Annotated in this window: 22 protein-coding genes; 17 read left to right on the top strand and 5 right to left on the bottom strand. The window is 42.3% G+C overall.

All coding sequences use genetic code 11. The features are described 5' to 3' along the window. Positions 1 to 49: 49 nt before the first annotated feature. Genes cofH through MSBRM_RS08330 form a run of 4 tightly spaced genes read right to left on the bottom strand, consistent with a single transcriptional unit; the run spans position 50 to position 3,678 of the window. The gene (gene cofH / locus MSBRM_RS08345; RefSeq protein WP_048155365.1) at positions 50 to 1,180 is read right to left on the bottom strand and encodes a 7,8-didemethyl-8-hydroxy-5-deazariboflavin synthase subunit CofH; all 1,131 of its coding nucleotides are present in this window, start codon (positions 1,178 to 1,180) and stop codon (positions 50 to 52) included. A 26-nt stretch (positions 1,181 to 1,206) separates the two neighbouring features. Further along, complete coding sequence (cofG, locus tag MSBRM_RS08340; RefSeq protein WP_048117904.1) at positions 1,207 to 2,184, bottom strand: 7,8-didemethyl-8-hydroxy-5-deazariboflavin synthase CofG; 978 nt, start codon at positions 2,182 to 2,184, stop codon at positions 1,207 to 1,209. A gap of 58 nt (positions 2,185 to 2,242) precedes the next feature. Further along, positions 2,243 to 3,520 carry a phytoene desaturase family protein gene (locus MSBRM_RS08335; RefSeq protein WP_048117908.1) on the bottom strand — a complete coding sequence of 426 codons (1,278 nt, stop codon included), beginning with the start codon at positions 3,518 to 3,520 and terminating at the stop codon, positions 2,243 to 2,245. After that, a complete protein-coding gene (locus MSBRM_RS08330) occupies positions 3,517 to 3,678 on the bottom strand; it encodes a 4Fe-4S binding protein (RefSeq protein WP_048117910.1) in 162 nt (53 codons plus the stop codon). The genes MSBRM_RS08335 and MSBRM_RS08330 overlap by 4 nt, the downstream gene beginning before the upstream one ends. Before the next feature lie 1,076 nt (positions 3,679 to 4,754). Here MSBRM_RS08330 and fpoA point away from each other — a divergent pair. From fpoA to MSBRM_RS08245, 17 genes are all read left to right on the top strand, one after another. Continuing rightward, complete coding sequence (gene fpoA / locus MSBRM_RS08325) at positions 4,755 to 5,129, top strand: F420H2 dehydrogenase subunit FpoA (protein ID WP_048122927.1); 375 nt, start codon at positions 4,755 to 4,757, stop codon at positions 5,127 to 5,129. Continuing rightward, positions 5,117 to 5,671 (top strand): F(420)H(2) dehydrogenase subunit B, encoded by a 555-nt coding sequence (gene fpoB, locus MSBRM_RS08320; protein ID WP_048117916.1) that lies wholly within the window; start codon positions 5,117 to 5,119, stop codon positions 5,669 to 5,671. Before fpoA ends, fpoB begins: the two co-directional genes overlap by 13 nt. Before the next feature lie 47 nt (positions 5,672 to 5,718). After that, complete coding sequence (gene fpoC / locus MSBRM_RS20265; protein ID WP_048117919.1) at positions 5,719 to 6,195, top strand: F420H2 dehydrogenase subunit FpoC; 477 nt, start codon at positions 5,719 to 5,721, stop codon at positions 6,193 to 6,195. A 9-nt stretch (positions 6,196 to 6,204) separates the two neighbouring features. Then, complete coding sequence (gene fpoD, locus MSBRM_RS08310; RefSeq protein ID WP_048117922.1) at positions 6,205 to 7,329, top strand: F420H2 dehydrogenase subunit FpoD; 1,125 nt, start codon at positions 6,205 to 6,207, stop codon at positions 7,327 to 7,329. A gap of 5 nt (positions 7,330 to 7,334) precedes the next feature. Continuing rightward, positions 7,335 to 8,375 carry a F420H2 dehydrogenase subunit FpoH gene (fpoH, locus tag MSBRM_RS08305; RefSeq protein ID WP_048117925.1) on the top strand — a complete coding sequence of 347 codons (1,041 nt, stop codon included), beginning with the start codon at positions 7,335 to 7,337 and terminating at the stop codon, positions 8,373 to 8,375. A 4-nt stretch (positions 8,376 to 8,379) separates the two neighbouring features. Next, complete coding sequence (gene fpoI / locus MSBRM_RS08300) at positions 8,380 to 8,790, top strand: F420H2 dehydrogenase subunit FpoI (protein WP_048117928.1); 411 nt, start codon at positions 8,380 to 8,382, stop codon at positions 8,788 to 8,790. Beyond that, a complete protein-coding gene (locus tag MSBRM_RS21715; protein WP_048117931.1) occupies positions 8,787 to 9,077 on the top strand; it encodes an NADH-quinone oxidoreductase subunit J in 291 nt (96 codons plus the stop codon). The genes fpoI and MSBRM_RS21715 overlap by 4 nt, the downstream gene beginning before the upstream one ends. Then, entirely contained in the window at positions 9,067 to 9,318 is a 252-nt protein-coding gene (fpoJ, locus tag MSBRM_RS21710; protein ID WP_048117934.1) for a F420H2 dehydrogenase subunit FpoJ, read from the top strand. Before MSBRM_RS21715 ends, fpoJ begins: the two co-directional genes overlap by 11 nt. A 40-nt stretch (positions 9,319 to 9,358) precedes the next feature. Continuing rightward, complete coding sequence (gene fpoK / locus MSBRM_RS08285; protein ID WP_048117936.1) at positions 9,359 to 9,661, top strand: F420H2 dehydrogenase subunit FpoK; 303 nt, start codon at positions 9,359 to 9,361, stop codon at positions 9,659 to 9,661. Next, positions 9,655 to 11,673, top strand: a complete 2,019-nt coding sequence (gene fpoL / locus MSBRM_RS08280; protein WP_048117937.1) for a F420H2 dehydrogenase subunit FpoL — start codon at positions 9,655 to 9,657, stop codon at positions 11,671 to 11,673. The genes fpoK and fpoL overlap by 7 nt, the downstream gene beginning before the upstream one ends. After that, positions 11,673 to 13,160 (top strand): F(420)H(2) dehydrogenase subunit M, encoded by a 1,488-nt coding sequence (gene fpoM / locus MSBRM_RS08275; protein WP_048155357.1) that lies wholly within the window; start codon positions 11,673 to 11,675, stop codon positions 13,158 to 13,160. Before fpoL ends, fpoM begins: the two co-directional genes overlap by 1 nt. Before the next feature lie 3 nt (positions 13,161 to 13,163). Beyond that, complete coding sequence (gene fpoN / locus MSBRM_RS08270) at positions 13,164 to 14,609, top strand: F(420)H(2) dehydrogenase subunit N (RefSeq protein WP_048155355.1); 1,446 nt, start codon at positions 13,164 to 13,166, stop codon at positions 14,607 to 14,609. 13 nt (positions 14,610 to 14,622) lie between these two features. Beyond that, positions 14,623 to 15,009, top strand: coding sequence for a F420H2 dehydrogenase subunit FpoO (locus MSBRM_RS08265; protein WP_048117940.1), 387 nt, complete (start codon positions 14,623 to 14,625; stop codon positions 15,007 to 15,009). Between the two features lie 453 nt (positions 15,010 to 15,462). Continuing rightward, positions 15,463 to 16,515 carry a hypothetical protein gene (locus tag MSBRM_RS08260; protein ID WP_048155352.1) on the top strand — a complete coding sequence of 351 codons (1,053 nt, stop codon included), beginning with the start codon at positions 15,463 to 15,465 and terminating at the stop codon, positions 16,513 to 16,515. Positions 16,516 to 16,540: 25 nt separating this feature from the next. Continuing rightward, positions 16,541 to 17,533, top strand: coding sequence for an IS701 family transposase (locus MSBRM_RS08255; RefSeq protein WP_048155834.1), 993 nt, complete (start codon positions 16,541 to 16,543; stop codon positions 17,531 to 17,533). Positions 17,534 to 17,707: 174 nt separating this feature from the next. Next, positions 17,708 to 20,041 (top strand): PKD domain-containing protein, encoded by a 2,334-nt coding sequence (locus MSBRM_RS18785; protein WP_155400463.1) that lies wholly within the window; start codon positions 17,708 to 17,710, stop codon positions 20,039 to 20,041. Positions 20,042 to 20,637: 596 nt separating this feature from the next. Continuing rightward, positions 20,638 to 20,910 carry a transposase gene (locus MSBRM_RS08245; RefSeq protein ID WP_158498922.1) on the top strand — a complete coding sequence of 91 codons (273 nt, stop codon included), beginning with the start codon at positions 20,638 to 20,640 and terminating at the stop codon, positions 20,908 to 20,910. Positions 20,911 to 21,103: 193 nt separating this feature from the next. Here MSBRM_RS08245 and MSBRM_RS08240 read toward each other — a convergent pair whose 3' ends face one another. Beyond that, the gene (locus MSBRM_RS08240) at positions 21,104 to 22,159 is read right to left on the bottom strand and encodes a metal-dependent hydrolase (RefSeq protein WP_048155351.1); all 1,056 of its coding nucleotides are present in this window, start codon (positions 22,157 to 22,159) and stop codon (positions 21,104 to 21,106) included. Between the last annotated feature and the right edge of the window lie 394 nt (positions 22,160 to 22,553).

Here is a 22,553-nt window from a genome sequence, read left to right as displayed (position 1 = left end):
TCCTTTTTAAAATTCCATCATTTCCCTGAGTGTTATTTTACTATCCAGCTTATTCTGAGGCTCCACACCCTGTAATCCTTCCAGGGTTCCTGGAAGCCAGTTCACGTACTCCTTTGTAAAGAGTTGTCCTCTCTTTTGGAACTCTTCCGGCTCCGTAGATCATCCACTCCAGTTCTTCAACAGAAATATTTTCTCCATTAGGAGCTCCTGCCAATCTGGAAATACTCTCTTCCATAAGTGTACCTCCAAGGTCATTTGCACCGCAGTGGAGAGCAAACTGGGAAAGCTTCTTACCCAGTTTTACCCAGCTTGCCTGAATATTATCTACATGCCCGTGAAGAAGGATGCGTGAGATAGCATAGATTTTCAGGTCATCTAGACCCGGTGTAGCGTACCTGCCCTCTCGGATCATTTTTTCTCCAACAGGATTATTATAAGGCATAAAAGGAAGAGGCACAAATTCAGTAATTCCTCCAGTCTCCTTCTGAATCTCTCTGATAGTTAAGATGTGCTCAATTCTTTCTTCAGGAGTTTCGACATGTCCGTACATCATGGTTGCAGTAGTAGGAATTCCTGCAGCATGTGCCTGTGTGACCACTTCAATCCACTCCGCAGTCCTGAGTTTTGAAGGGCAGATAATTTTCCTGACACGGTCAGAGAGAATTTCAGCTGCAGTTCCAGGCATCGTATCAAGCCCGCTTCGTTTCAGCTTTGAAAGGGCTTCACTTACCTTTATACCACTGACACGAGAAGCATGATAAACCTCCATCGGGGAAAAAGCGTGAATATGCATTTCCGGAAATTCGGCTTTTATGGCTTCTACAATTTCCTGGTAAAAGTCCAGGCCCACATCCGGGAGAAGTCCTCCCTGAATACAGACTTCGGTAGCTTTTGCCTTTTCAGCTTCTCTAACCTTTTCCATGATTTCTTCTATGCTGAGGACTTTTCCATCGTTTGTCCTGAATGCACAGAACCCGCAGGTACCCACACAGCGACTTGTGAAGTTTATATTTCGGTTTACTACGTAGGTAACCGTATCACCTACCGTAAGGGAGCGAAGTTCGTCCGCAAACCTGAATAGTTCGAAAGGAGGTCCCTCCAGGAGCAGGAGCCCATCTTCTTTTGTACTCTTCCCCTGGTATGCGCGTTCTATGAGATCTTCGGGAATCCTGTTGTTCATTTTTCAATTCCTCCGCATGCCCTCTTTCAGGGCTTTTTCCTGTAACCGTCGACATCAGAGAGTTGTTCTATAAGCCCGCCTATCCTGTCAGAGTACCATTCTTTTCTTACATACTGAGGGTAAATTGGCAGGCGTTCTCTGAGCAAAGTCGGACTTAGTTTCCTTTGCATGTCCTTTACATCCGGCCATTCGGCTTCAGGATTAATCCAATCAATTGTCAGTGGGGATATGCCTCCCAGGTCAGTCACCCCTTTTGCGATAAGGGCTTTTGGGTCTATAAGGTTTGGGGCAACCTGTACTGCTATGTCAGAAGTAAGAATCTGCCTGGCCAGGCAGATAGTGTCAATCATTTCTCCTATTGAAGGCGCAGGAAAATTTTCCATGGGTGTTCCGGGCTTTGGGGCAAAGTTTTGAATAATAACCTCCTGAATGTGCCTGTATTCCCTATGGAGATCCGCAATAGCTTCAAGAGACTCTATTCTATCTTCCCTATTCTCCCCAATTCCTATAAGAAGGCCGGTGGTATAGGGAATCTGGAGTTTTCCTGCTTCTCGAATGGTATTAAGCCTGAGTTCGGGAAGTTTGCCGGGGCAGTCCTTATGGGCTTCCAGGGTTGCCGTGCTCTCAAGCATCAGTCCCATGCTCGCGTTCAAAGGCTTTAAAGCCTTCATCTCCGAGCGCGTCATAATTCCTGCATTCGTATGAGGAAGGATTCCAATATCGATTGCAGCCTCACAGAGAAAAAGAAGGTATTCAAGCGTGGAAGAATAACCAAGTTCTTTAAGCCACTTCCTGTACTCCAAAACCTCCTCGGGATACTCTCCGAAGGTGAAAAGGGCTTCGGTACACCCTGCCTTTGCCCCGTTTTCAAGTACAGAAAGAATTTCTCCAGGCTTCATGAGCCTGGCGCCTGGTTGTCCTGGCTCCCGCCGAAAACCGCAGTAACCACAGCGGTTCCTGCAAATATTGGTCACAGGAACGAAAACGTTTTTCGAATAAGTCACAAAGTTGGGATTTTTTGGTGGAATAATAAAACACCTGATGAGTTTGTTTTCTGGAATTTCATTCCAGGATTTTCTTCATTGTAGCGGCTACACCGAGAGCTACGCCTTCGACTTCAATGCCACCTTTGCCTTTAGCTCCATCCCCTACAACGTAAAGTCCGGGAACAGGAGTCTCGTTACCAGGATCCGTACCTGATGCTGCCCTGTTTACCGGCCAGCTGTCATGGTATGACTGGATGAGCAGAACTTCATATTTTTTATTGGGAAAGATGTTTTTAAGATCTTTAAGCCCTAATTCAATTTCAGCTTCGAGATTTTTCACGTTCTCAGGGGCTACGTACTGATGAGACATTGTAAGGTGCTTGCCAGGCGGAGCAAGTTTCGGATCGACCTGCGTAACCTCGTTTATCCCATTCACTCTTTTTGCATATGGGGTTAGAAGGACACCCGAATGCCCTACAAGCGGTTCGCCTGCAGCAAGGCAAATCTTTATGCCGGCAGAAGGCTTCAGGGTTTCAAGTCTTTGGAGGTATTCTGAAGCTTTCTCACCTGACAGGGCCTCCGCGCAAAGACATGCCGTTGCAGCATGCCCTAAATTGCTGATGACCAGGTCTGCTTTATGAGCCTCTTCGCCAACAAGTACACCTGCGGCTTTCCCGTTTTCCACAAGGATTTTTGAAACCTCGGTCTCGGTATGAATCTTTCCGTCGTGTGCAGCAATCACACTTTCCAGAGCATCGATAATCCCTTTGCATCCGCCAATAGGAACTCCTGGGCCGCCGAATCTGTACATGTTTTCAATTATCTCGAAAATTTCTTCCACAGGAACTTCGTCACTTTTAAGGCTCAATGCCCAGCCGCAGAAAGCATCGGCAAATCTCACAAGCCATTCGTCCTTAAACTGGGACCTGATCCATGCCTGCAAACTGCTTCCTGTCGGTCGATTCTTTCGCGTGCTCACTATGAGAAGAGCGATCTTCAGGCGTTCTTTATGCGAGAGAAGTGTGGAAAAATCGGTAAACGAAATATCTTTGAATCCTTTTTCATAATCCTGGATGCCTTTTTTCTGGGGCACGCGTATAATTGTATCATCGGACCGCACAATCTTTACATCGGCTCCGACTTCTTTGAGAAACTTAGCTAGAGGGCCTGCAGGTCCATGGGGAAGGATATGGAAAGCTCCGCTCGAAAGCTGGAAGCCTTTGTAAGGGAGATTTGTAAACCTTCCTCCTGTGATAGGAAGCCTTTCAAAAACGTCTACCTGGTATCCTGCCTTTGAGAGCCTGGCTGCACTTAAGAGTCCTCCAAGTCCCGCACCGATTACAATCGCTTTCATGCTACCACCTCTATGGCCTTAACAGGGCAGTAGAGAACGCAGATCCCGCAGTCTATGCAGGCATCAGTAGCTCGTGCCTTTCCTCTTACCTCGATTGCTCCCTTTTTGCAAAACGAAGCACACTGGCCGCACCCTACACAATTGTCATTAATCTTCATGCGATTCCACCAGTTTTTCTATCATGAAAAGACTTATTATAATGTATTGGTACAGTGTGTTCTCGGGACTATACTAAAAAGTATATCTCTTTATCGTGAATATTCTCTTTATCGTGAATGCAGCAATTTGTTGTACTCGATAATGTGTAATTTATTTATTTTCTGCCAACTATTTTATACCGCTTCACTGATGATTCTGCTATTGGTTTTATTCATATCTCGCAAAATATACAGGTGGGCTTCCATCTCAAATTCTGCAGCAGGATGGCCTAATTTTTATTAATCCTTTATTATTTTTATTTTCTGCGAGGCATGAAAAACCTTTTATTCTGGGAATTTCTCATGATTATTTATGTTATTATATATGAATGTTTTATTCAATTTAAAATAATTAAAGTATATATATACTTATTGTGTTTATATGACGCTTACTTATATATAACATAAATAATATTATTTATGTTGGGGGAGCTGGAGAAGAATAACATATGCATAACTTATATAATTCCACAAACGACCAGTACTTTACTCCAATTTTTAAAACATATCCATATTCGAAAAACAGATTTTAATTATTTGAACTTAATATTTATATATTATTAATTATCTAGCAAATAGCGATAAATAACTACACATCCGTTTGCAGCAATTAATATGGGGTTCTGTAATTTCAAACAATTTTAAATAATTTCAAACAATTTCAAACAATTTTAAACAATTTCAAACAATTTCAAACAATTTCAAACAATTTAAATTATTGAATATATTAATCTCACTCAATTGTACCTGTGCTGCCTGAAGCAGGAATTCTCCTGAAATTCTGGCAATTATCATACAATTCCGGGAAAAGAAATCTAAATTTTCAAAGCCCAGAAGTAAATGCCTGTAAAAAGGGATCATTTTATCGAAATTAAAGATCTCTGTGGACTCAGGCATCTATAAAAGGACCTGTGTCTGGACCGAAAGCAATTTTCCTAAAACCCGATTGCTTGGACGCAGTTTTTTGTCCAAAAACCCAAAATTCGTGTCATGTAATGCTGCAATTTCAGGTTGCTACACTTTAACAGGTGATATTAATGTCTGAAATAATTGATAGCTACATACCAGTTGCAATATTCCTTGTCGTGGCACTTATTATGCCTCCAATGACAATGTTTATGGTAAAGCAACTGAGCCCGAGGAGCAAGGCAGCCGGCAAATACACGACATATGAGTCGGGTTCGGTTCCCACAGGAACTGCAAGGATCCAGTTCAATGTTGAGTATTATCTTTATGCGATCGCTTTTGTGCTCTTTGATATAGAGGTGCTTTTCCTTTATCCATGGGTTACAGTCTATAAGGGACATGGGATCACCTCTCTTGCAGTGGTTGAGATGTTGGCCTTTATTTTTATATTGCTCTTTGGATACATTTATCTCTGGAAAAAGGGGGCCCTTACATGGGTGAAGTGAAGGAGAAAAAAACGAGTAAACCCTATGAGACCTCGGAAGAAGAAATTCCTGGAGTTATCACAACAACAAGCAATGCGATCAGTGAATTTCTCAAGAAAACTAAGGTTCAGGATATAATCAACTGGGGAAGGAAAAATTCGCTATGGTTTATGACCCAGCCAATGGGTTGTTGCGGAGTCGAGATGATTGCAATGGGCTGTGCTCATTATGACACGGACCGCTTTGGAATCATTCCGAGAAACTCTCCTAGGCAGGCTGATGTCATGCTCATAAGCGGCTACGTGACAAAGAAGTACCTGCCTGCTTTAAAAAGACTCTGGGAACAGATGCCTTCTCCGAAATGGGTCATCGCCTTTGGAGATTGTTCAATTAGTGGCGGCCCATTTTATGAATCATACAGCACTGTCCAGAATATTGATGAAATATTTCCAATCGATGTCTTCGTTCCAGGATGCCCTCCAAGACCAGAAGCAATGCTTCAGGGATTTGTGGAACTACAGGAAAAAATCAAAGCCAAAAAAGACCTGGGCACGGAGTATTAAGATTACTGAGGTTCTTCTGAACTTTCAGAGTTATTCGAGGGAAAATTATGGATGTAGCAGAAATTCTCAAGTCGTTAACAGGTGCATTTCCTGAGGCAATCTCCGAAAAAACCGCTGAGTCCGAAATCCGTGCCAGGGCATACGTGGATAGGGAGAAGGTGAAAAAAGTATGCCAGTACCTTAAGGGTTCCCTTCAATTTGACCACCTCTGCTCAGTTTGCGGAGTGGACTACATAAAAAGGAATGAGTTTGAGGTAGTCTATCATATAGCATCATATAATCATCCTGTGGTTCTGACGCTTAAGGTCAGGCTTCCAAGGGAAAATCCGGAAATCGAATCCATTGTATCGGTGTACTGGAATGCAAACTGGTACGAAAGAGAAACTTACGAGCTTTTCGGGATTCTTTTTAAAAACCATCCGAACCTGAAGCCACTTGTACTTCCCGAAGATATGCTTGGGGAATGGCCCCTCAGGAAAGATTACGAGGGCTTTCCGAATAAGACGGCCAGAAATCTGGTGTGAGGGTGAGAAATGGAAGAAAAGCTTGAACCAGATGAGATGATCGTACACCTGGGACCTCAGCATCCCATGCAGCCCGGCCCTTTCAGGCTAAACCTGAGGTTGAAAGGGGAAACAGTCGTGGATGCTGACATAGAACTGGGTTTCATTCATAAAGGTATTGAAAAGATTCTGGAGAATAAGACTTACCTTCAGGGAATCACAATCGTGGACAGGATCTGCTATCTTGTGGCCCTTGTAAATGAAGAATGTTTTGTAGGCTGTACCGAGAAATTACTTGGCATCGAACCGCCTGAAAGGTCTCAATATATCAGGGTTATTCTTGACGAGCTTACAAGAATTCAGAGTCACCTGCTGGGTATGGGCGAGTTTGGGGAATTCATTGGTTTTGTCTCCATGTTCATGTACACGATCAGGGAAAGAGAAGAAGTCCTGAGCCTGATTGATATGATCACAGGAGCCAGAATTACTCATAGTTATCTTAAGTTCGGAGGAGTACGCGACGACCTTCCTGAGGGGTTTAAAGAAAAAGCAATTCCTGTCCTAAACAACCTTAAAAAATCAGTTGACGATTTTGAGGAAATGTTCCACACTGACAGGATCTACAGGGAAAGGACTGTCGGAGTTGGTGTCCTGACTGCTGATGTCGCAAAGAACCTTGGGGTCTCAGGGCCTCCTTTGCGTGCAACCGGTGTGCCTTTTGACATCCGGAAAAACGAGCCTTATCTGGTCTATAAAGACCTTGATTTCAAAGTCTGCACTGAAACCGCAGGAGACTGTTTTGCAAGAGTACAGGTCAGGCTTGATGAGATCAGAGAAAGTATCTATATCCTGGAACAGTGCTTCGACCAGATTCCAAGCGGCCCGCTCTTTCCTGAAGGTTCACTGTACGGCAGGAGAACCCCTGTAATGAGAGTTCCTGCCGGTGAGGTATTCTACAGGGTGGAAGACCCACGAGGGGAAATGGGAATGTACATGATTTCCGACGGTTCGGACAAGCCATACAGAGTAAAGATTAGAGGACCTTACTATCCTACCCTGCAAGCTCTACCTCCCCTTATAATAGGTACGACTGTTGCAGATGTGGCAGCAATCTCGGGCAGCATGGACGGGTGTACCAGTGAAGCAGACAGGTGATTCTGATGACAGTAGTAATTCCTGAATATATAACTCCTTTAATTCCCTGGGTCCGCGGAATATTTGGCCTTGTCCTGATTGGAGTTATTTTCATGGGAGCAATGGGAGCTGTCTGGCTTGAACGGAAGCTTTCTGCTGACATCCAGACCAGGATGGGGCCCTGCCGCGTAGGGAAATATGGGCTTCTGCAGCTTGTAGCCGATGCAATCAAACTTTTTACAAAAGAAGACTTAAAGCCGCTGAATGCTGACAGTTTACTTTTTAATAATGCTAATATTTTCATGCTTGGTTCGGTTTTTCTTATGCTTGTTGCCCTTCCTGTGGGCGCGGTCTTTATTAATGGGGTCGAATACCCGCTTGCGGTTACCCAGATGGACATCAGCGTGCTTTACATTGAAGCGGTGTCCGCATTATCTATTTTCGGGATTTTCATGGTGGCTTACGGCTCTAATAACAAATACTCCCTGCTAGGGGCTTTTCGAAACTTTGCCCGAATGGTAGGATATGAAGTACCTCTTGGAATAACTGTCATAAGTGTAGCTGCTATGACAGGTTCGCTTAATATAGTAGACATTTCGACTGCGCAGGGCCTGCACTGGAATATTTTCCTCCAGCCCCTGGGATGTTTTGTATTCTTTGTATCACTTATGGCTGATATGGGAAGACTCCCCTTTGACCAGAACGAGTCCGAAGAAGAATTGATAGCAGGGTGGATTACAGAATACTGTGGAATGCGTTTCGGGCTAGGTTTCTTTGCCGAATACATCCACATGATCCTTGGTTCTTTCCTTGTAGCCCTTCTCTTCCTTGGCGGCTGGAACGTACCAGGCTTTATTGCAAATAACTCTTTCTTTGGCATTATTGTTCCAACAGGCTTCTTGATTGTAAAAGTTGTCTTTGTACTTATGGTAATTATAGGGCTCAGATGGGCTGTCCCGAGGTTCAGGATTGACCAGGTTGTTGACCTGAGCTGGAAAAAATTGCTTCCTCTTGCTCTTTTAAACCTTGTCTGGGCTGTAGGGCTCGGACTCTACCTGGGGGTGTGAAATCATGGTCCTCAAAAACATTAAATACGCAATTAGAAACATCACAAGGCCTCCCGTAACCAGGATGTACCCGGAAAAACAAAGCGAGCTTTCCGGTCGGTTCAGGGGGCTTCAGATACTTGATAAAAGTAAATGTATAGGCTGTGGCATCTGTGCCAATACCTGTCCCAATGCCGCAATCAAGATCGTAAAAGCCCCGATTGCACCAGGCAGCACAAAACAACGCTGGTTCCCTCAGATTGACATCGGACACTGCCTTTTCTGTGGGCTCTGTATCGACCAGTGCCCGAAAGGTGCACTTTCAAGCGGAAAGGAATACGCTAAAGGTCTCGTTAAATGGAAGCACAAAGACCTGCTCATGACTCCTGAAAAACTTGCAAGGGAAGTCGATCTTGAGGAAGGTGACGAGAAATGATCGGACTCGAAACAATCGGAGAAGCCCTGAAAATGGCTGTCTTCTGGGTTCTTGCCATCTCTACAGTATTCTTTGCAGTTTTCGTGGTAACTGCAAAGGATATTGTCCGAGCCGGGCTTGCCCTGATCATGTGCATGTTTGGAATTGCAGCTCTCTACATCCTTTTGAATGCCCAGTTCCTGGGAATCATTCAGGTACTGGTTTACATTGGAGCAATCGGGGTGCTCATCCTCTTTGCAGTTATGCTGACAAAGCACGAGATCGGAGGTGAACCCGGTGAGGACTAACCGACCCTTAGCCTTTCTCGTAGTCTTGCTCTTTACAGCTATTGTGGTAATCGGGGCTTTTGGGACTTCCTGGAACACGGTTTCCGAACTCCCCCAAAACCCGGCTGACCAGAGTAATATAGAGGGCATTGGCATGCTGATCTTTACCCATTACGTAGCACCTTTTGAGGTCCTTTCAATTGTCCTGCTCGCCTCCCTCATAGGAGCGATTTACCTGGCAAAAGGGGAGGAAAACCAATGATTCCTTTAAACTTTTATCTGGCAAAAGGGGAGAGCAACCAATGATTCCTTTAATCTTTTACCTCGGGCTTGCAGCCCTGCTCTTTTCAATAGGACTCTATGGTGTAATGACACATAAAAACGGTATCAGGATGATTATGTGCATTGAACTCATGCTCAACTCCGCAAACCTGAACCTGGTAGCTTTCTCCAGCTACACGAATACCCTGAACGGGCAGGTTTTTGCCGTATTCTCAATTGCCCTTGCAGCTGCCGAAGCAGCAGTCGGTTTTGCAATCCTCATGGCAATCTATAGAATGCACGATAAGATCAACCTTAATGAGCTCAAGATCCTGAGGTGGTAAAAACGGCTCTGGAAGAATTAGCATTTTTAATTCCCCTGCTTCCGGCACTGGCTTTTGTAATCACCTTCTTTTTTGGCAGGAAAATGCCATCAGGTGGCGCCGTTGTCCCTATACTGGCAATTGCCGCTTCCTTCGTAATCTCTTTAATGATTACGCTCAGGCTGCTGGTAAACCCCAACGAGGTTATAAGCCAGTCCTATCCCTGGTTTGCAGTGCTCAATATAGGAGTGTTGATTGATCCCCTGGCCGCAGTAATGCTGTCAATGGTCTCTTTTGTGAGCCTGCTGATACATATCTATGCAGTTAGCTATATGTCCGGTGACCCGGGAGAAGCAAGGTATTTTGCAGAAACCTCACTCTTTACCGCAGCAATGCTTTCCCTGGCACTTTCGGACAACATCCTTCAGCTCTTTGTTTCCTGGGAACTTGTAGGGTTCTGTTCTTATCTCTTAATTGGTTTCTGGTTCGAAAGGCCCTCAGCTGCAGCGGCTGCCAAGAAGGCTTTCCTGACAACCAGGATCGGAGATGTGATGTTCCTTACAGGGATAATTGTACTGACCTCCGATCTCCTGAAACTTGCAGGCGGATTCCAGGAAGGGACATATCTACTCCGTTTTGACGAAATCTTTAGTTATATCCCGCAGCTTTCTGCGCTTCATTCAAACATTTTCGGTTTTGAAGTAAGTCATCTTACCATCATCACCCTGCTCTTCTTCGGAGGGGCCGTAGGAAAGTCCGGGCAATTCCCTCTGCATGTATGGCTGCCTGACGCAATGGAAGGCCCGACAACGGTTTCTGCCCTTATCCATGCCGCAACAATGGTTACTGCCGGTGTCTATTTGGTAGCAAGAACCTTCCCGATGTTTATTGCAGCTCCTGACTCCCTCATGGTAGTTGCCTACCTTGGAGGCTTTACAGCGCTCTTTGCGGGCACGATGGGCATTGTGATGAATGACCTCAAGCGTGTGCTTGCTTATTCAACCATAAGCCAGCTCGGATACATGATGCTTGGCCTTGGCCTCGGCTCGGCAATCGGGCTTGAAGCAGTAGGCATTTCTCTCTTCCACCTGATCAACCATGCTTTCTTTAAGGCTCTTCTTTTCCTCTGTGCAGGTAGCGTAATCCACGCAGTAGGTACCCAAGATATGAGGGAACTCGGAGGCGTAAGAAAGGTAATGCCAGTTACGGCTGCTACTATGGCAATTGCAGCACTGGCTCTGGCAGGCTTCGGGATACCCGGAACCTCAATAGGAACAAGTGGTTTCTTCTCAAAGGATGCGATTATTGAAGCTGCCTATCTCTTTGGAGAGAACAGCAACAACTGGATTCCCTATGTATTTTCAATTGCGGCTGCACTCCTCACTTCAATTTACATATTCAGGCTGATCTTCATGACCTTTACAGGGAAGCCGAGAAGTGACTACCACGGACACGAATCTCCCGCTATTATGACAATTCCCCTCGCAATTCTGGCAATCTTTTCCCTTTTATTTGGAGGGCTGACAAAAACAGGGTTCATGGATTTCCTTGAAGAAACATTTGCAAACAGCTTCGTGAATCTTGACATAGGAAGCCTTGCAGCCTTAGGTCGAAATGAGCTTGTAGGGGCAGCAGGAAATGAATCTCTCTTTGTCCAGTGGCTTCCGATGATAGTTGCCATTGCAGGTCTTGCAGTTGCTTTTGTGATCTATTATCTGAGGATAATTAAACTCGGGCCGCTTGCTTCCATGAAGAATCCGGTTTACAGGCTGCTTTACAAACGCTATTACCAGCATGAAATCTATACCGAGTTCTTCTCACTCGGAATCATATACGGAATCATTGCTCTCCTTTCTCAGGTGCTTGATGTGATCATTGACAGTATCGTGGAAGGAATCGGAATTCTTACAGTTGGTGTAAGTGAGGAGCTCAGGAGAGTCCAGACCGGAGTTGTCCAGACCTATGCAATTGTAGTAATTGCGGGTGTGAGCCTGCTGATAATACTTGTTAAGTTAATAATGGAGGTACTCTGATGCTGCCGGTCGCATCACTGTTGATTCTGGTGCCGCTGATTTTCGCAGCAGTGACCTTTTTCACAAAAACGAAAGAACAGGCTGCAGGACTGGCCTTTTTAGGGTCCATTGCAACTCTTGGCCTTACCTTGTATGTCTACTTGAACTTTGACAGCAGTACGGCTGCCATGCAGTTCTTTGAGTCGATAGACTGGATTCCCTTGCTAGGAGTCAAATATTCAGTTGGAATTGATGGCATTTCCATGCCTCTTATCCTCCTGAATGCAATAGTTATCCCGGTCCTGATCCTTTATAGCTGGAAGGAAGAAAGAGAAGACTCGAACAGGTTTTATGGGCTGATCCTTACCATGCAGGCTGCTGTTATAGGAGTCTTCGTAGCCCTTGATTTCGTGGTCTTTTATGTATTCTGGGAGCTTACCCTGATTCCTCTCTTCTTCATGGTAAACATCTGGGGAGGAGAAAAGCGGGCCCATGCATCTTATAAATTCTTTATCTACACGCATGTTGCCTCTCTGGTAATGCTTCTTGGGATCTTCGGGCTCTTCTATGCCTCCTGGCAGCAGACCGGTATCCCTACCTTTGATATAAGGGAGCTGGTTGCACAGTTCCAGTTCTTAGGGTCCGGCCTTTTTAGAAATGCAATCTTCCTCTCAATCATTTTCGGGTTCCTGGCAAAGCTGCCAACTTTCCCCTTCCATTCCTGGCTCCCGGATACTTATACCGAAGCCCCGACCGCAGGCAGTGTACTCTTTATTCTACTCAAGATAGGAGGATACGGGCTTTTTAGGATCTCACTTCCTATGCTCCCGAATACTGGTAACCCTGAGCTTATGATTACCATGCTGGGTTTGCTTGGAGCTTTCAGTATACTGTACGGGGCGCTTCTGGCTCTGAGACAGAAAGACCTCAAGCGCATGATCGCTTATTCCAGTTTAAGCCATATGGGATATGTTTTACTGGGTTCGGCAGGCTTTGTTGCTCTTTCGGTTTCAGGAGCTATGTTCCAGCAGTTTTCCCACGGGCTTATAATGAGTATCATGTTCATGTCTGCAGGAGCGATCCAGACAAGCACGGGGACAAGGATAATCAATAATCTTGGCGGGCTTGCAAAGAAGATGCCGATGCTGGCTGTACTTATGATGCTCGGTTTTATGGCATCCCTTGGCCTGCCAGGGTTAACTGGTTTTATTGCCGAGTTCCTGGTGCTGGCCTTCAGCTATGTTAACCTGCCTGGTTTTGTTTTGCTTGCCCTTCTGGCAATAGTGATTACTGCAGGCTACCACCTCTGGGCAATGCAGAGGGCAATGTTCGGAGTTTATAACGAGAAGCTTGGAGATGTCAGGGACATTACCTCCCTTCAGGTCTTTTCCATGGCAGTAATTGCTCTGCTTGTGGTCTATTTCGGCTGGAACCCGAATCCGGTACTTAATATGATGATTACGAATTCGGAAGCAATAGTAAGCCTTACGGTTGTTCTGGGGGTGTAAAAAATGAAAAATTTAATGCTTCTTGCACCTGAAATTGCACTCGCTGCAGCCGGCCTGATTATACTGTTTACAGGGGTTTTCATGTCTTCCCGGACCAAAAATGTGCTGGGCTACCTGGCAACCCTTGGAGTCCTTGCAGCTCTGGTCCTGACGGTACAGAGTTTCGGGACCGAAGCTACAATGTTCTATGGCACTGTCAGCATTGATGCCCTTTCCCAGTTCTTCAAACTGGTATTCCTGGCAGTTGCACTGGTTGTTTCAATTGCTTCAATTAAGTATAATGAAAACAGTGACCATACCGAAGAGTTTTATTCCCTGGTGCTTTTCGCAACCCTTGGGATGATGGTTGTTGCCTCCTCAAACGACTTTATCCTACTCTTCTGTGCCTTTGAGCTGGCAAGCTTTGCTACCTATGCCCTTGCAGGTTTTGAGAAACAGAACCCAAAGTCCCTCGAAGGGGCCATGAAATACTTTATGATGGGTGCGGTTTCTTCAGCGCTTATGCTGTTTGGGATCTCTTTTGTTTATGGAGCAACAGGCACTACCAGCATTCCAATGATTGCTGAAAATGTCTCTCTCCTGGCAGAAAACCCCATAGGACTTGTTGCAGTCGTGCTGCTCATTGCAGGTTTCGGCTTTAAAATGGCTCTTGTACCTTTCCATATGTGGGCTCCGGATACCTATCAGGGTTCCCCTTCAGTTGTCTCTTCCCTGCTTGCAGCCGGGTCGAAGAAAATGGGTTTTGTGGCAGCTTTCAGGGTTTTCATCCTGGCGCTTGCTGCACTCCAGCCTGATTGGCAGTTCGCTTTCACAATTCTGGCAGTCGTAACCATGACCTTTGGAAATGTGGTTGCAGTCTCTCAGACCAGCGTAAAACGCATGCTTGCTTACTCTTCACTGGCTCAGGCAGGATACATTGCAATGGCTTTTGTGGTAATGACCCCAATGGCTCTTACAGGTGGAATCTTCTATACCCTTGCCCACGCCTTTATGAAAGGAGGGGCCTTTATTGCAGCCGGCGCAGTTGTCTGGATGATAACTACTCAAAGAACAGGGGACCTGCAGGTTCCCGATCACCTGGATAACTTCAGAGGCCTTGGGAAGAGGATGCCACTGGTAGCTCTTTGCATGACGGTTTTCGTCTTTGCCCTTGCAGGTATCCCACTGACTTCCGGTTTCATGGCCAAGCTAGTGCTCTTCTCTTCAGCCATTCAGGCAGGCATGACATGGCTTGCGGTAATTGCAATTCTGAACAGTGCTCTTTCATTGTTCTATTACGCACGGCTTGTAAGGTATATGTACTTCCTTCCTCCTGAAGGCAAAAAGATCGGCTTGCCTTTCCCATATGCAGCAGCTCTCCTGCTTGCAACAGCCGGCGTGTTTGCAATGGGATTCTGGCCTGAACCCTTCTTGCAGTGGGCGATGGAAGCAGCAAAGGTACTGATCTAAGGAGATATGAGAAATGACAGATTGTGATCTTTGCGGACGTGCACTCCCGAGCGTTATTCCTGTCCGGGTTTTCCGTTCCCGCCTCAAATTCGCCTATCCTGAGGGTGTCTGGAAAGGGCTCTGTGAGACCTGTCTCGATTCCTCCCAGAAGACCTATTTAAGCATCAATAAAGACGAAATCTCCTGCAGGAGAAACAAATGCATCCTGTGCGGTAAAAAGGGCAGGGTTTACCCTGTGGAAATCCAGATTCCTGATTTTTCAAAAGGAGTCGTAATAAAAAAGGTAAATGTCTGCACAAAATGCCTGGATTCTATCAATGAAACTTATATCAGGTTCAAAAGAGAGCAGATAAAGAGTTCGAGTTTTGAACACGGGCATGGATACATTCACGAGCATTGAGTTTTGAGTAAAGCTGCTTTTGTGGCTTCATCTCTTTTCTTCTTTTTGGTAGGTGATAGTTTAGTAGTGCTTTCCCATTGATTTTTTATTTCTTTTAACTGCTTTTAAATCCAAAAAACACCCTGAAAAACAAATTTCTTTATATTTTGATTCTTCCAAATTTTATATTTATATATTAAAAAGTTAGTTTTTTTCTATTCTTTTTATATGTTTTTTATTAAAATTCTCCCCATATTTTATTATTTATTAATAAAAAGAAACATTTATCTATTATTCTCTCATTTTCACTTTACATAATATTTCACTAGTTGTATAAAAAAGTTAATACTTAAAAACGCTAATGCAGCAATTTCATTTCTGATGGACTCGATCCAAACTGCGTGTGTCGGTATCCCTAAATTAAAACTCAGCAATATTGAGTTGCTGGGGTGCTTGTAAATAGTTGGTGGTAAAATGAAGAAAAAACTTGTTGTAGTGATCGCCGCTATACTAATGCTCGCTCTTACGGTGAGCACTGTCAGTGCTGAAGATTCGTTAAACAGCACAATTGACTCTGTGTCGGTGAATGAAGGGAATAACTTGATGACATCGGATACTACGTCGCTGCATCAAGAAGCAGTAAATACCAATGAGTATAAATCTTCCACAGTTTCTGGAAAAACACAAATAACTGCGAAGATTCCTGCAGCTCTTCTTAATGATATCGATAAAGAGGTTGACTCATTAACATATGTTGACAACTGGGGAATATCCAAAGACCAATTTAAGATAATGCTTGCTGTCTTGGCCTGGGGAGAAGGCAATCCTGATGGAAAATGTAGATATGCAGCACATAGCAGCGATACAGCTGATAAATGGCATAAAGATCTACCAAATAATTTTCACTTTAGTAGTGGGCTTGGACCGTTTCAAATAACCGCAACTGATAAATGGACTACAATTGATAAATTGAATTCCAAAAAAGCCCTCGATGATACAATAATACGACATAAAACGTATAGTAAAGGTTCCTTTGAAAATATTGAAGATGTCAGGTCTAAGTTAAAAAATCAGTGGTTTGCCTATAGGCTCTCGTCTGAAGGTGGGGGAGAATTTGAGGAGAAATGGAAAGAAGCAACAGGAACCAATTGGAATGATGTAAAATATACAAACAAAGAAACCGCAAATTCTCCATTAGACTGGAAAGTAATAAAAAAAGAATTAAAAGATGAAAGTGAAGTTGAAAGCAAAGCAGTAGAAGATATCGGCATGAGAAAATGGACAATCTCTAAAGGAGACGGCGTTAAAAACTATAACGGAGATACGATAGAACTTAATAAAGATCTTTCCACTTGGTTGATTCATGCCAAAAAACTTCCTGAAGGAAATAAAGCCAAAAGTTATGAATATTATTATACTTACGATGATGCTCAGAAAATTGAGATCTGGGCATATTCTAATCCAATAGGACTTACGCAGTTAAAATGCCGAAAACTTGATATCTTTATAAATATACTTATGGCTTAGTGTTTCTCTAAAAACGTACGGAGTTATGGACATAAATCCACCTAAGTGTACCGACATTGACTACATTAATTTTCTCATTGCGGCTTCTAACGTTTTTAGCTGTACTGAAGCTGCTAGATGTTATCCAGACATAGCTAATGCTCCTTCTCATGATGCTTTTACTCGTTGCCTTCAAAGGCAACCTCCAGACACGGAAGCACTATGGGAGGAAGTAAAAAGTTATGTCAAGCTTAAGGGAGGATACCTAATTGTTGATGATTCAACATTAGATAAACCATACGCAGAAGAAATTGCTTTTGTTCGTCGTATGTGGAGTGGAAAACATCATCGTACTGTAAAGGGAATAGGCCTGGTTACCTTAGTTTGGACTGACGGTACAACCGTTATACCTATCGATTTTCGAATTTATAACATCGATGTAGACGACAAAACAAAGAATGACCATTTCCGTGATATGCTTGACAAGGCCGAAGAACGTGGTTTTAATCCCAAATTCGTTTTATTTGATACATGGTATGCAAGTGTGAAAAACCTTAAAGCCATTAGACAGAAAGAGTGGCATTTCCTTACAAGATTGAAAAATAATCGTTTGGTAAATCCTGACAACAAGGGAAATGTGCCACTTGAAACAGTAGATATTCCTCCAAAAGGACGTGTGGTTCACCTCAAAGCATATGGATTTGTAAAGGTGTTTAGGATAGTTTCAAAAAATGGAGACACGCAACACTGGGTTACAGATGTGCAAGAGATGGATGAAGCAAAACGTGAAGATTTGGCAAAGAAGTCATGGAAAATTGAGGAATATCATAGGGGAATAAAACAGTTCTGTGGTGTCGAAAAATGTCAGGCAAGAAAGGAAGAATCACAAAGAGCACATATAATGTTCTCATTAAGAGCTTTTCTTAGACTGGAATTACAAAGAATCAAAAGTGGAATATCCTGGTTTGAAAGTGCTATGAAAATTAGAAGAGTGGCAGTGACAGAATACTTAAGGAATCCCCAATACACGTTAAATTAATTCAAATATTTGAAAGTTTGGAAAAAACAATATGCTAGGAGCCAACTGCGTAACTCCTATCCAAGTGACACACAACATGACAAAAAAAGTATATTCATAAGGACATACACCAAGCCTGGTGATTGGGATTTACAACGACGTCCTGATAATGACGGTCTCACACTGAGTCATCCGGTGTTTACGGATTCGGCCGCTCATGTGATGCTCGTTATAGACCGTTCGGGTAGTATGTATGGTACACCTATTTCTAATGCTAAAAACGCAGCAAGTCTTTTTGTTGACTACATGGAGCCTGATGACATGGCAGGAGTCGTATCGTTCAGTACATCTGCACGTTATGATCATCACCTTACTACTCTTACTAATGACAATAAGAGCAGCATTAAAGATAAGATAGGAAAAATTTCAGCCTCAGGTAATACTGCAATTGGAAGTGGACTGAGATATGGTTTAAACGATTTACTAGCCTATGGGGATTCAAGTACTCCGCAGGCAATTGTTTTGCTTTCGGATGGACTGCAAAACAGTGGGGAGCATCCAAACAAAGTGATTCCCGATATTACAGATAATAAAATAAAAGTTTACACTGTTGGTCTTGGTTCTAATGCTGATGAAGGATTGCTAGGCGACATCGCTACGAAAACAGGGGGCAAGTATTATTATTCTCCTACAGAGAACCAGTTACAGAATATATATAATGACATTGTTGGAGAAGTTACTGGCTTGACACCTATTAAAGATCTCACTTTTAATATGGTTAAGGGTGACCATACATTTATAGCTTACAAAACAGACAGTACAATGAAAAAAGCAATCGCAAGTGTTTTTTGGCCCGGAAGTAATGTAGACCTCGTACTGCACAAGCCTGATGGGTCGATAGTAGATCCTTCTGAGGCAGAGTCAGATCCTGATATTGAGTACATAGCCAGCTCCACTTATAAGATCTACAAAGTTTCAAATCCAGAACTTGGAGAATGGACTATGGAATTAACGGCGACCGATATGCCAACAGGAGGAGAGGATGTTTCTGTTACTGTCCGTGCTGAATCAACATTATCCATGTCCCTTTCTACGGATAAAGATCAGTATATCCAGGGTGAAAGCGTAAAGATAACTTCAGGTATTTCTAATGGAGAAACTAAGATCACAACTGCTGATGTTAAATCCAATATCACTCTTCCAGATTCCAGTATTAACCACCTTACACTGTATGATGATGGTAGCCATGGAGACGGTGGCGCAAAGGATGGAATTTATGCAAACTTTTTCGATAATACTTCTTTAAAGGGAGATTATACGGTTGATGCTACAGCAACAGGAAGTTTATCTGATGGATCTCAGTTCAACAGGATCGAAGACAGTTCCTTTAAAATAATCCAGGGAACAAATTCAATCTTGCTTTTGCCGGATAACTTATCCATAGAGGGAAAGACTGGGGAAAAGATTACCAAGAACATTACTGTCAGTACATCCCAAGCCTTAACATCGGTTGCAATAACACCGACTTCACTCCAATCAGAAAACGGTGATATTATTGATACCAGTAATATCAAAGTAAATCCAGCAGCAGTCAATGTTTCTTCTGGAGTACCTGAAACTATCCTAGTTACAATAAATATACCTGAAAGTGCAACTTCCGGGAATTATACTGGCAAAATTAATGCAATTGGTACAAATGGTAGTGATTCTTGCACTATACATCTACATGTAACAGATGATAACGTAACAGATACTGTACCTGTTGCAAACTTCACCAGCAGTGCTACATCAGGAAAAGCACCATTAAAGGTTAAATTTACTGATACAAGCACAGGCTCCCCAACTTCCTGGTTCTGGAACTTTGGAGACGGATCAAAGTCATTCCATCAGAATCCGAGTCATAAGTATTCAAAGGCAGGAATATATACTGTTAACTTAACAGTGAAGAATGATATAGGTCGTAACACGGTAACAAAAACAGAATATATAAATGTGATAACAAAACCGGTTGCAAACTTCACCAGCAGTGCTACATCAGGAAAAGCACCATTAAAGGTTAAATTTACTGACACAAGCACAGGAACACCTGCTGCATGGAAATGGGACTTTGGAGACGGATCAAAGTCATTCCACCAGAATCCGACTCATAAGTATTCAAATGCAGGGGTATATAATGTTAGCTTAAAAGTAAAGAATGCTGCAGGCAGTAACACGGTAACAAAAACAAATTATATAAAAGTGATAACAAAACCTGTTGCAAGCTTCACCAGTAACGTCACATCAGGCAAAGCACCATTAAAGGTTACTTTTACTGACACAAGCACAGGAATCCCGGCTAAATGGAAATGGAGTTTTGGAGACGGAACAATTTCAAGGGAACAGAATCCAGAACATCAGTATTTGCAGGGAGGATCATATAAGGTTACTCTTACAGTAAGCAATGCTGCAGGTGGCAATACGATAACAAAAACAAATTATATAAAAGTGACAACAAATACAAGGCCTGGCATATATTCTGAAAACAAATAAACCCTAAGTTGAAAAACAATAAAAAAGATCAAGGCTAAAGTAATAGTGGTGGGTCATTAATCAAATATGACAAAGGGCCCACCCATCCTATTTTGTAGAGTTAAGAACCTATATCATATATATTATTTTTAATAAATTATTGTCACTATCTAATCAGCATGAAAGTATTTTCAAGTACTTTCAGATTTCTGAAAGGATGTTCAGGTTTAACCGTGAAAAGATTGAAGGCATCCTTAAAGCTGGAGATCAGGTAAAAGTTGTTTTTACGGGCAAAGTAAAGTATGAAAATGAGATCTCTTAAGGAATAGCAAGTTTTGAAGGAGCAATTTAATAACAGTGATTGAAAAGGGAAGAAAAAGGGATACAACGAAATGATAAGTGTGATTTAAAACTTATTTTTTAATGCACAAGTGCATTTTAGTCTAAAATGCAAATTTGAGTCACCCGGATATAATTTATTTTTTCATTAACTTTTATCATTGTTTCTGCAAATAAAAATGATTCTACACTTTATATACCTACACTTTAAAAATTTCAATATAAAAAGACCTATAGGAAGGCCTGTTAACAGACCTTCCAAAGTAACAGATGATGCAATGTATGATACAGCTAAAATTAGAAAATATAACAGGAGAAGAGGAATAAAGTCCAACATACCAGTAAATAAAAGAAATCGGAAGAAAAAAAAGAGAGGAAGATCAATAAAGGTAGATCAGGAAGAATACAAAAAGAAAAGCATAGTAGAAAGGTTCTTTAGTTGGATAGAATCATGCAAGAAAGTATTTCCGAGATATGAAATTAAAGAGACATCATATTTAGGAGTTGTAATGGTAGCAGTAATAATTAGAGTAAATGAGCTTTTGGGATAGGCTCATTCAAAAAACTCAGGAGAACAAATTTCTTGGCACTATAGCGCCCCATAATATTTAACTTATATTATATAAAGCAACTGATAAATTATGAAAAAAAGAATCTTTTATTGGCTACCGTAACGAAAGAGACTAAGTGTGGTTTTTCAGAGGATTTCCAATGCATAAACGTTCTGGTTCATCATTTAAAGGCTCATCCAAACCAGTTCATGCCTAATCTCTCCTCCTGGCTGCCATGCATACTTGCATATACTTCGTATTTCTTTGCGTTTTTCCTGTCAAAAACAAACCTGTAAAACGACTTAAAATAAGCTATATCTCTGATATACGGATTTCTGGCATCACTGAGAATAACCGTTACAGAATCATTTGTTTTGGAAACCGAGTAGACCGGATAATCGATTTCCTGAGGAACACCTGCTCCGTATAAGTTTTCTGCTCTTTTAACATAAGCAGCAGCGTCAGGGACATTTCCGTCTACGGATAATTTTTCAACGTACATACTTTTCTCAATCCCTGAACGATAACTTATTTCCAGGACTCTATAATGAGTTGAATTATATGAATACGCAGTCAGGAACTGACTCATGGATTCAGGATAGGTATTCTGGTAGCTTATTTCGGTGTTTTCTGCCCAGGAAATATGGTTGATAAGAAAAGCTTTTGAGACCGGCATGACGGTAAGCCAGACAAGTAACAAAAGAATAAGCGAGGCATAGAGCTTATCATCAACATTTGATATGAAAGTGCAAAATCTCTTAAATCTTCCATTTATTTTTCCTGTGTGGCTCAGATTTACTAAAATTACAATAAAGAGGGGCAGGAGAGGTAGCAGGTTTAACAGAGGGTCGAAGAAATAAACCGCACTCATAATGGAAGCATCCGTACTGAACGGGTACAGGGGACGCATTTTCCAGCTTGTGACATAATCCAGGTAAGAGTGAAAGAAAAGAGATTGGAATCCTCCAACCGTAAAAAGCCAATTCTTTGTCTTAAACCAGAGGATAAACGTAACCAGAACAATGAAAAGGATAGAATGCATGAACTCTCTGTGCCCGACCAGATAAAAAAGCTGGTTTCTTACCGCAGGGCTCAGGCTACTATTTGCATAGATAAATATCGAGTACAGGATAAAATCCAGGTCAGGAAGCACGGATAATAAAGCTACGACTTTCAGTTTATTCCCTTTCAGGCCTAAAGCCAGAGCAATGAGAAGACCTACTCCAAAATGGGAAATCACATTTACCATGATCCTGTATCCTGACGGAATATTTTTCTGTTTGATTTTTATATTTAATAATATAGAGAATTAGAGATATATTTCTTCTTTTTAAAAAACCGTGTTCGGGTGTGCAAAGTTTTACTTACTTTTGAAGATGATAATAAATAAAAATATAAAATTAAACACATAAAAAACAAAACATAATAATTAGAAAACAAGAAAAAACAAAATATAATAATTAGAAAACAAGAAAAAATGTATAAAGAGTAGAAAAATATGAGGATTCGTTTTTTCTTAACGGAAAAATCTGGGAATTACCTGTGTATGTTCACAATACAGTTTTGATGTGAATTTTCCATATACCTGTAATATAGACTTTTGATATTATTTTAAACTTAACTTTTTTTGAATGCGCGCTTAT

Source organism: Methanosarcina barkeri MS (genome assembly GCF_000970025.1).
GTDB classification, from domain to species: domain Archaea; phylum Halobacteriota; class Methanosarcinia; order Methanosarcinales; family Methanosarcinaceae; genus Methanosarcina; species Methanosarcina barkeri.
The sequence above is the reverse complement of the archived record's forward strand: the minus strand, read 5'-3'. Positions and strand labels throughout refer to the sequence as shown.

Coding starts and splice junctions, on each gene's coding strand:
- cofH (WP_048155365.1), bottom strand. CDS start 1,180: ATGAACAACAGGATTCCCGAAGATCTCATAGAACGCGCATACCAGGGG.
- MSBRM_RS08335 (WP_048117908.1), bottom strand. CDS start 3,520: ATGAAAGCGATTGTAATCGGTGCGGGACTTGGAGGACTCTTAAGTGCA.
- MSBRM_RS08330 (WP_048117910.1), bottom strand. CDS start 3,678: ATGAAGATTAATGACAATTGTGTAGGGTGCGGCCAGTGTGCTTCGTTT.
- fpoA (WP_048122927.1), top strand. CDS start 4,755: ATGTCTGAAATAATTGATAGCTACATACCAGTTGCAATATTCCTTGTC.
- fpoB (WP_048117916.1), top strand. CDS start 5,117: ATGGGTGAAGTGAAGGAGAAAAAAACGAGTAAACCCTATGAGACCTCG.
- fpoC (WP_048117919.1), top strand. CDS start 5,719: ATGGATGTAGCAGAAATTCTCAAGTCGTTAACAGGTGCATTTCCTGAG.
- fpoD (WP_048117922.1), top strand. CDS start 6,205: ATGGAAGAAAAGCTTGAACCAGATGAGATGATCGTACACCTGGGACCT.
- fpoH (WP_048117925.1), top strand. CDS start 7,335: ATGACAGTAGTAATTCCTGAATATATAACTCCTTTAATTCCCTGGGTC.
- fpoI (WP_048117928.1), top strand. CDS start 8,380: ATGGTCCTCAAAAACATTAAATACGCAATTAGAAACATCACAAGGCCT.
- MSBRM_RS21715 (WP_048117931.1), top strand. CDS start 8,787: ATGATCGGACTCGAAACAATCGGAGAAGCCCTGAAAATGGCTGTCTTC.
- fpoK (WP_048117936.1), top strand. CDS start 9,359: ATGATTCCTTTAATCTTTTACCTCGGGCTTGCAGCCCTGCTCTTTTCA.
- fpoM (WP_048155357.1), top strand. CDS start 11,673: ATGCTGCCGGTCGCATCACTGTTGATTCTGGTGCCGCTGATTTTCGCA.
- fpoN (WP_048155355.1), top strand. CDS start 13,164: ATGAAAAATTTAATGCTTCTTGCACCTGAAATTGCACTCGCTGCAGCC.
- MSBRM_RS08265 (WP_048117940.1), top strand. CDS start 14,623: ATGACAGATTGTGATCTTTGCGGACGTGCACTCCCGAGCGTTATTCCT.
- MSBRM_RS08260 (WP_048155352.1), top strand. CDS start 15,463: ATGAAGAAAAAACTTGTTGTAGTGATCGCCGCTATACTAATGCTCGCT.
- MSBRM_RS08255 (WP_048155834.1), top strand. CDS start 16,541: ATGGACATAAATCCACCTAAGTGTACCGACATTGACTACATTAATTTT.
- MSBRM_RS08245 (WP_158498922.1), top strand. CDS start 20,638: ATGTATGATACAGCTAAAATTAGAAAATATAACAGGAGAAGAGGAATA.
- MSBRM_RS08240 (WP_048155351.1), bottom strand. CDS start 22,159: ATGGTAAATGTGATTTCCCATTTTGGAGTAGGTCTTCTCATTGCTCTG.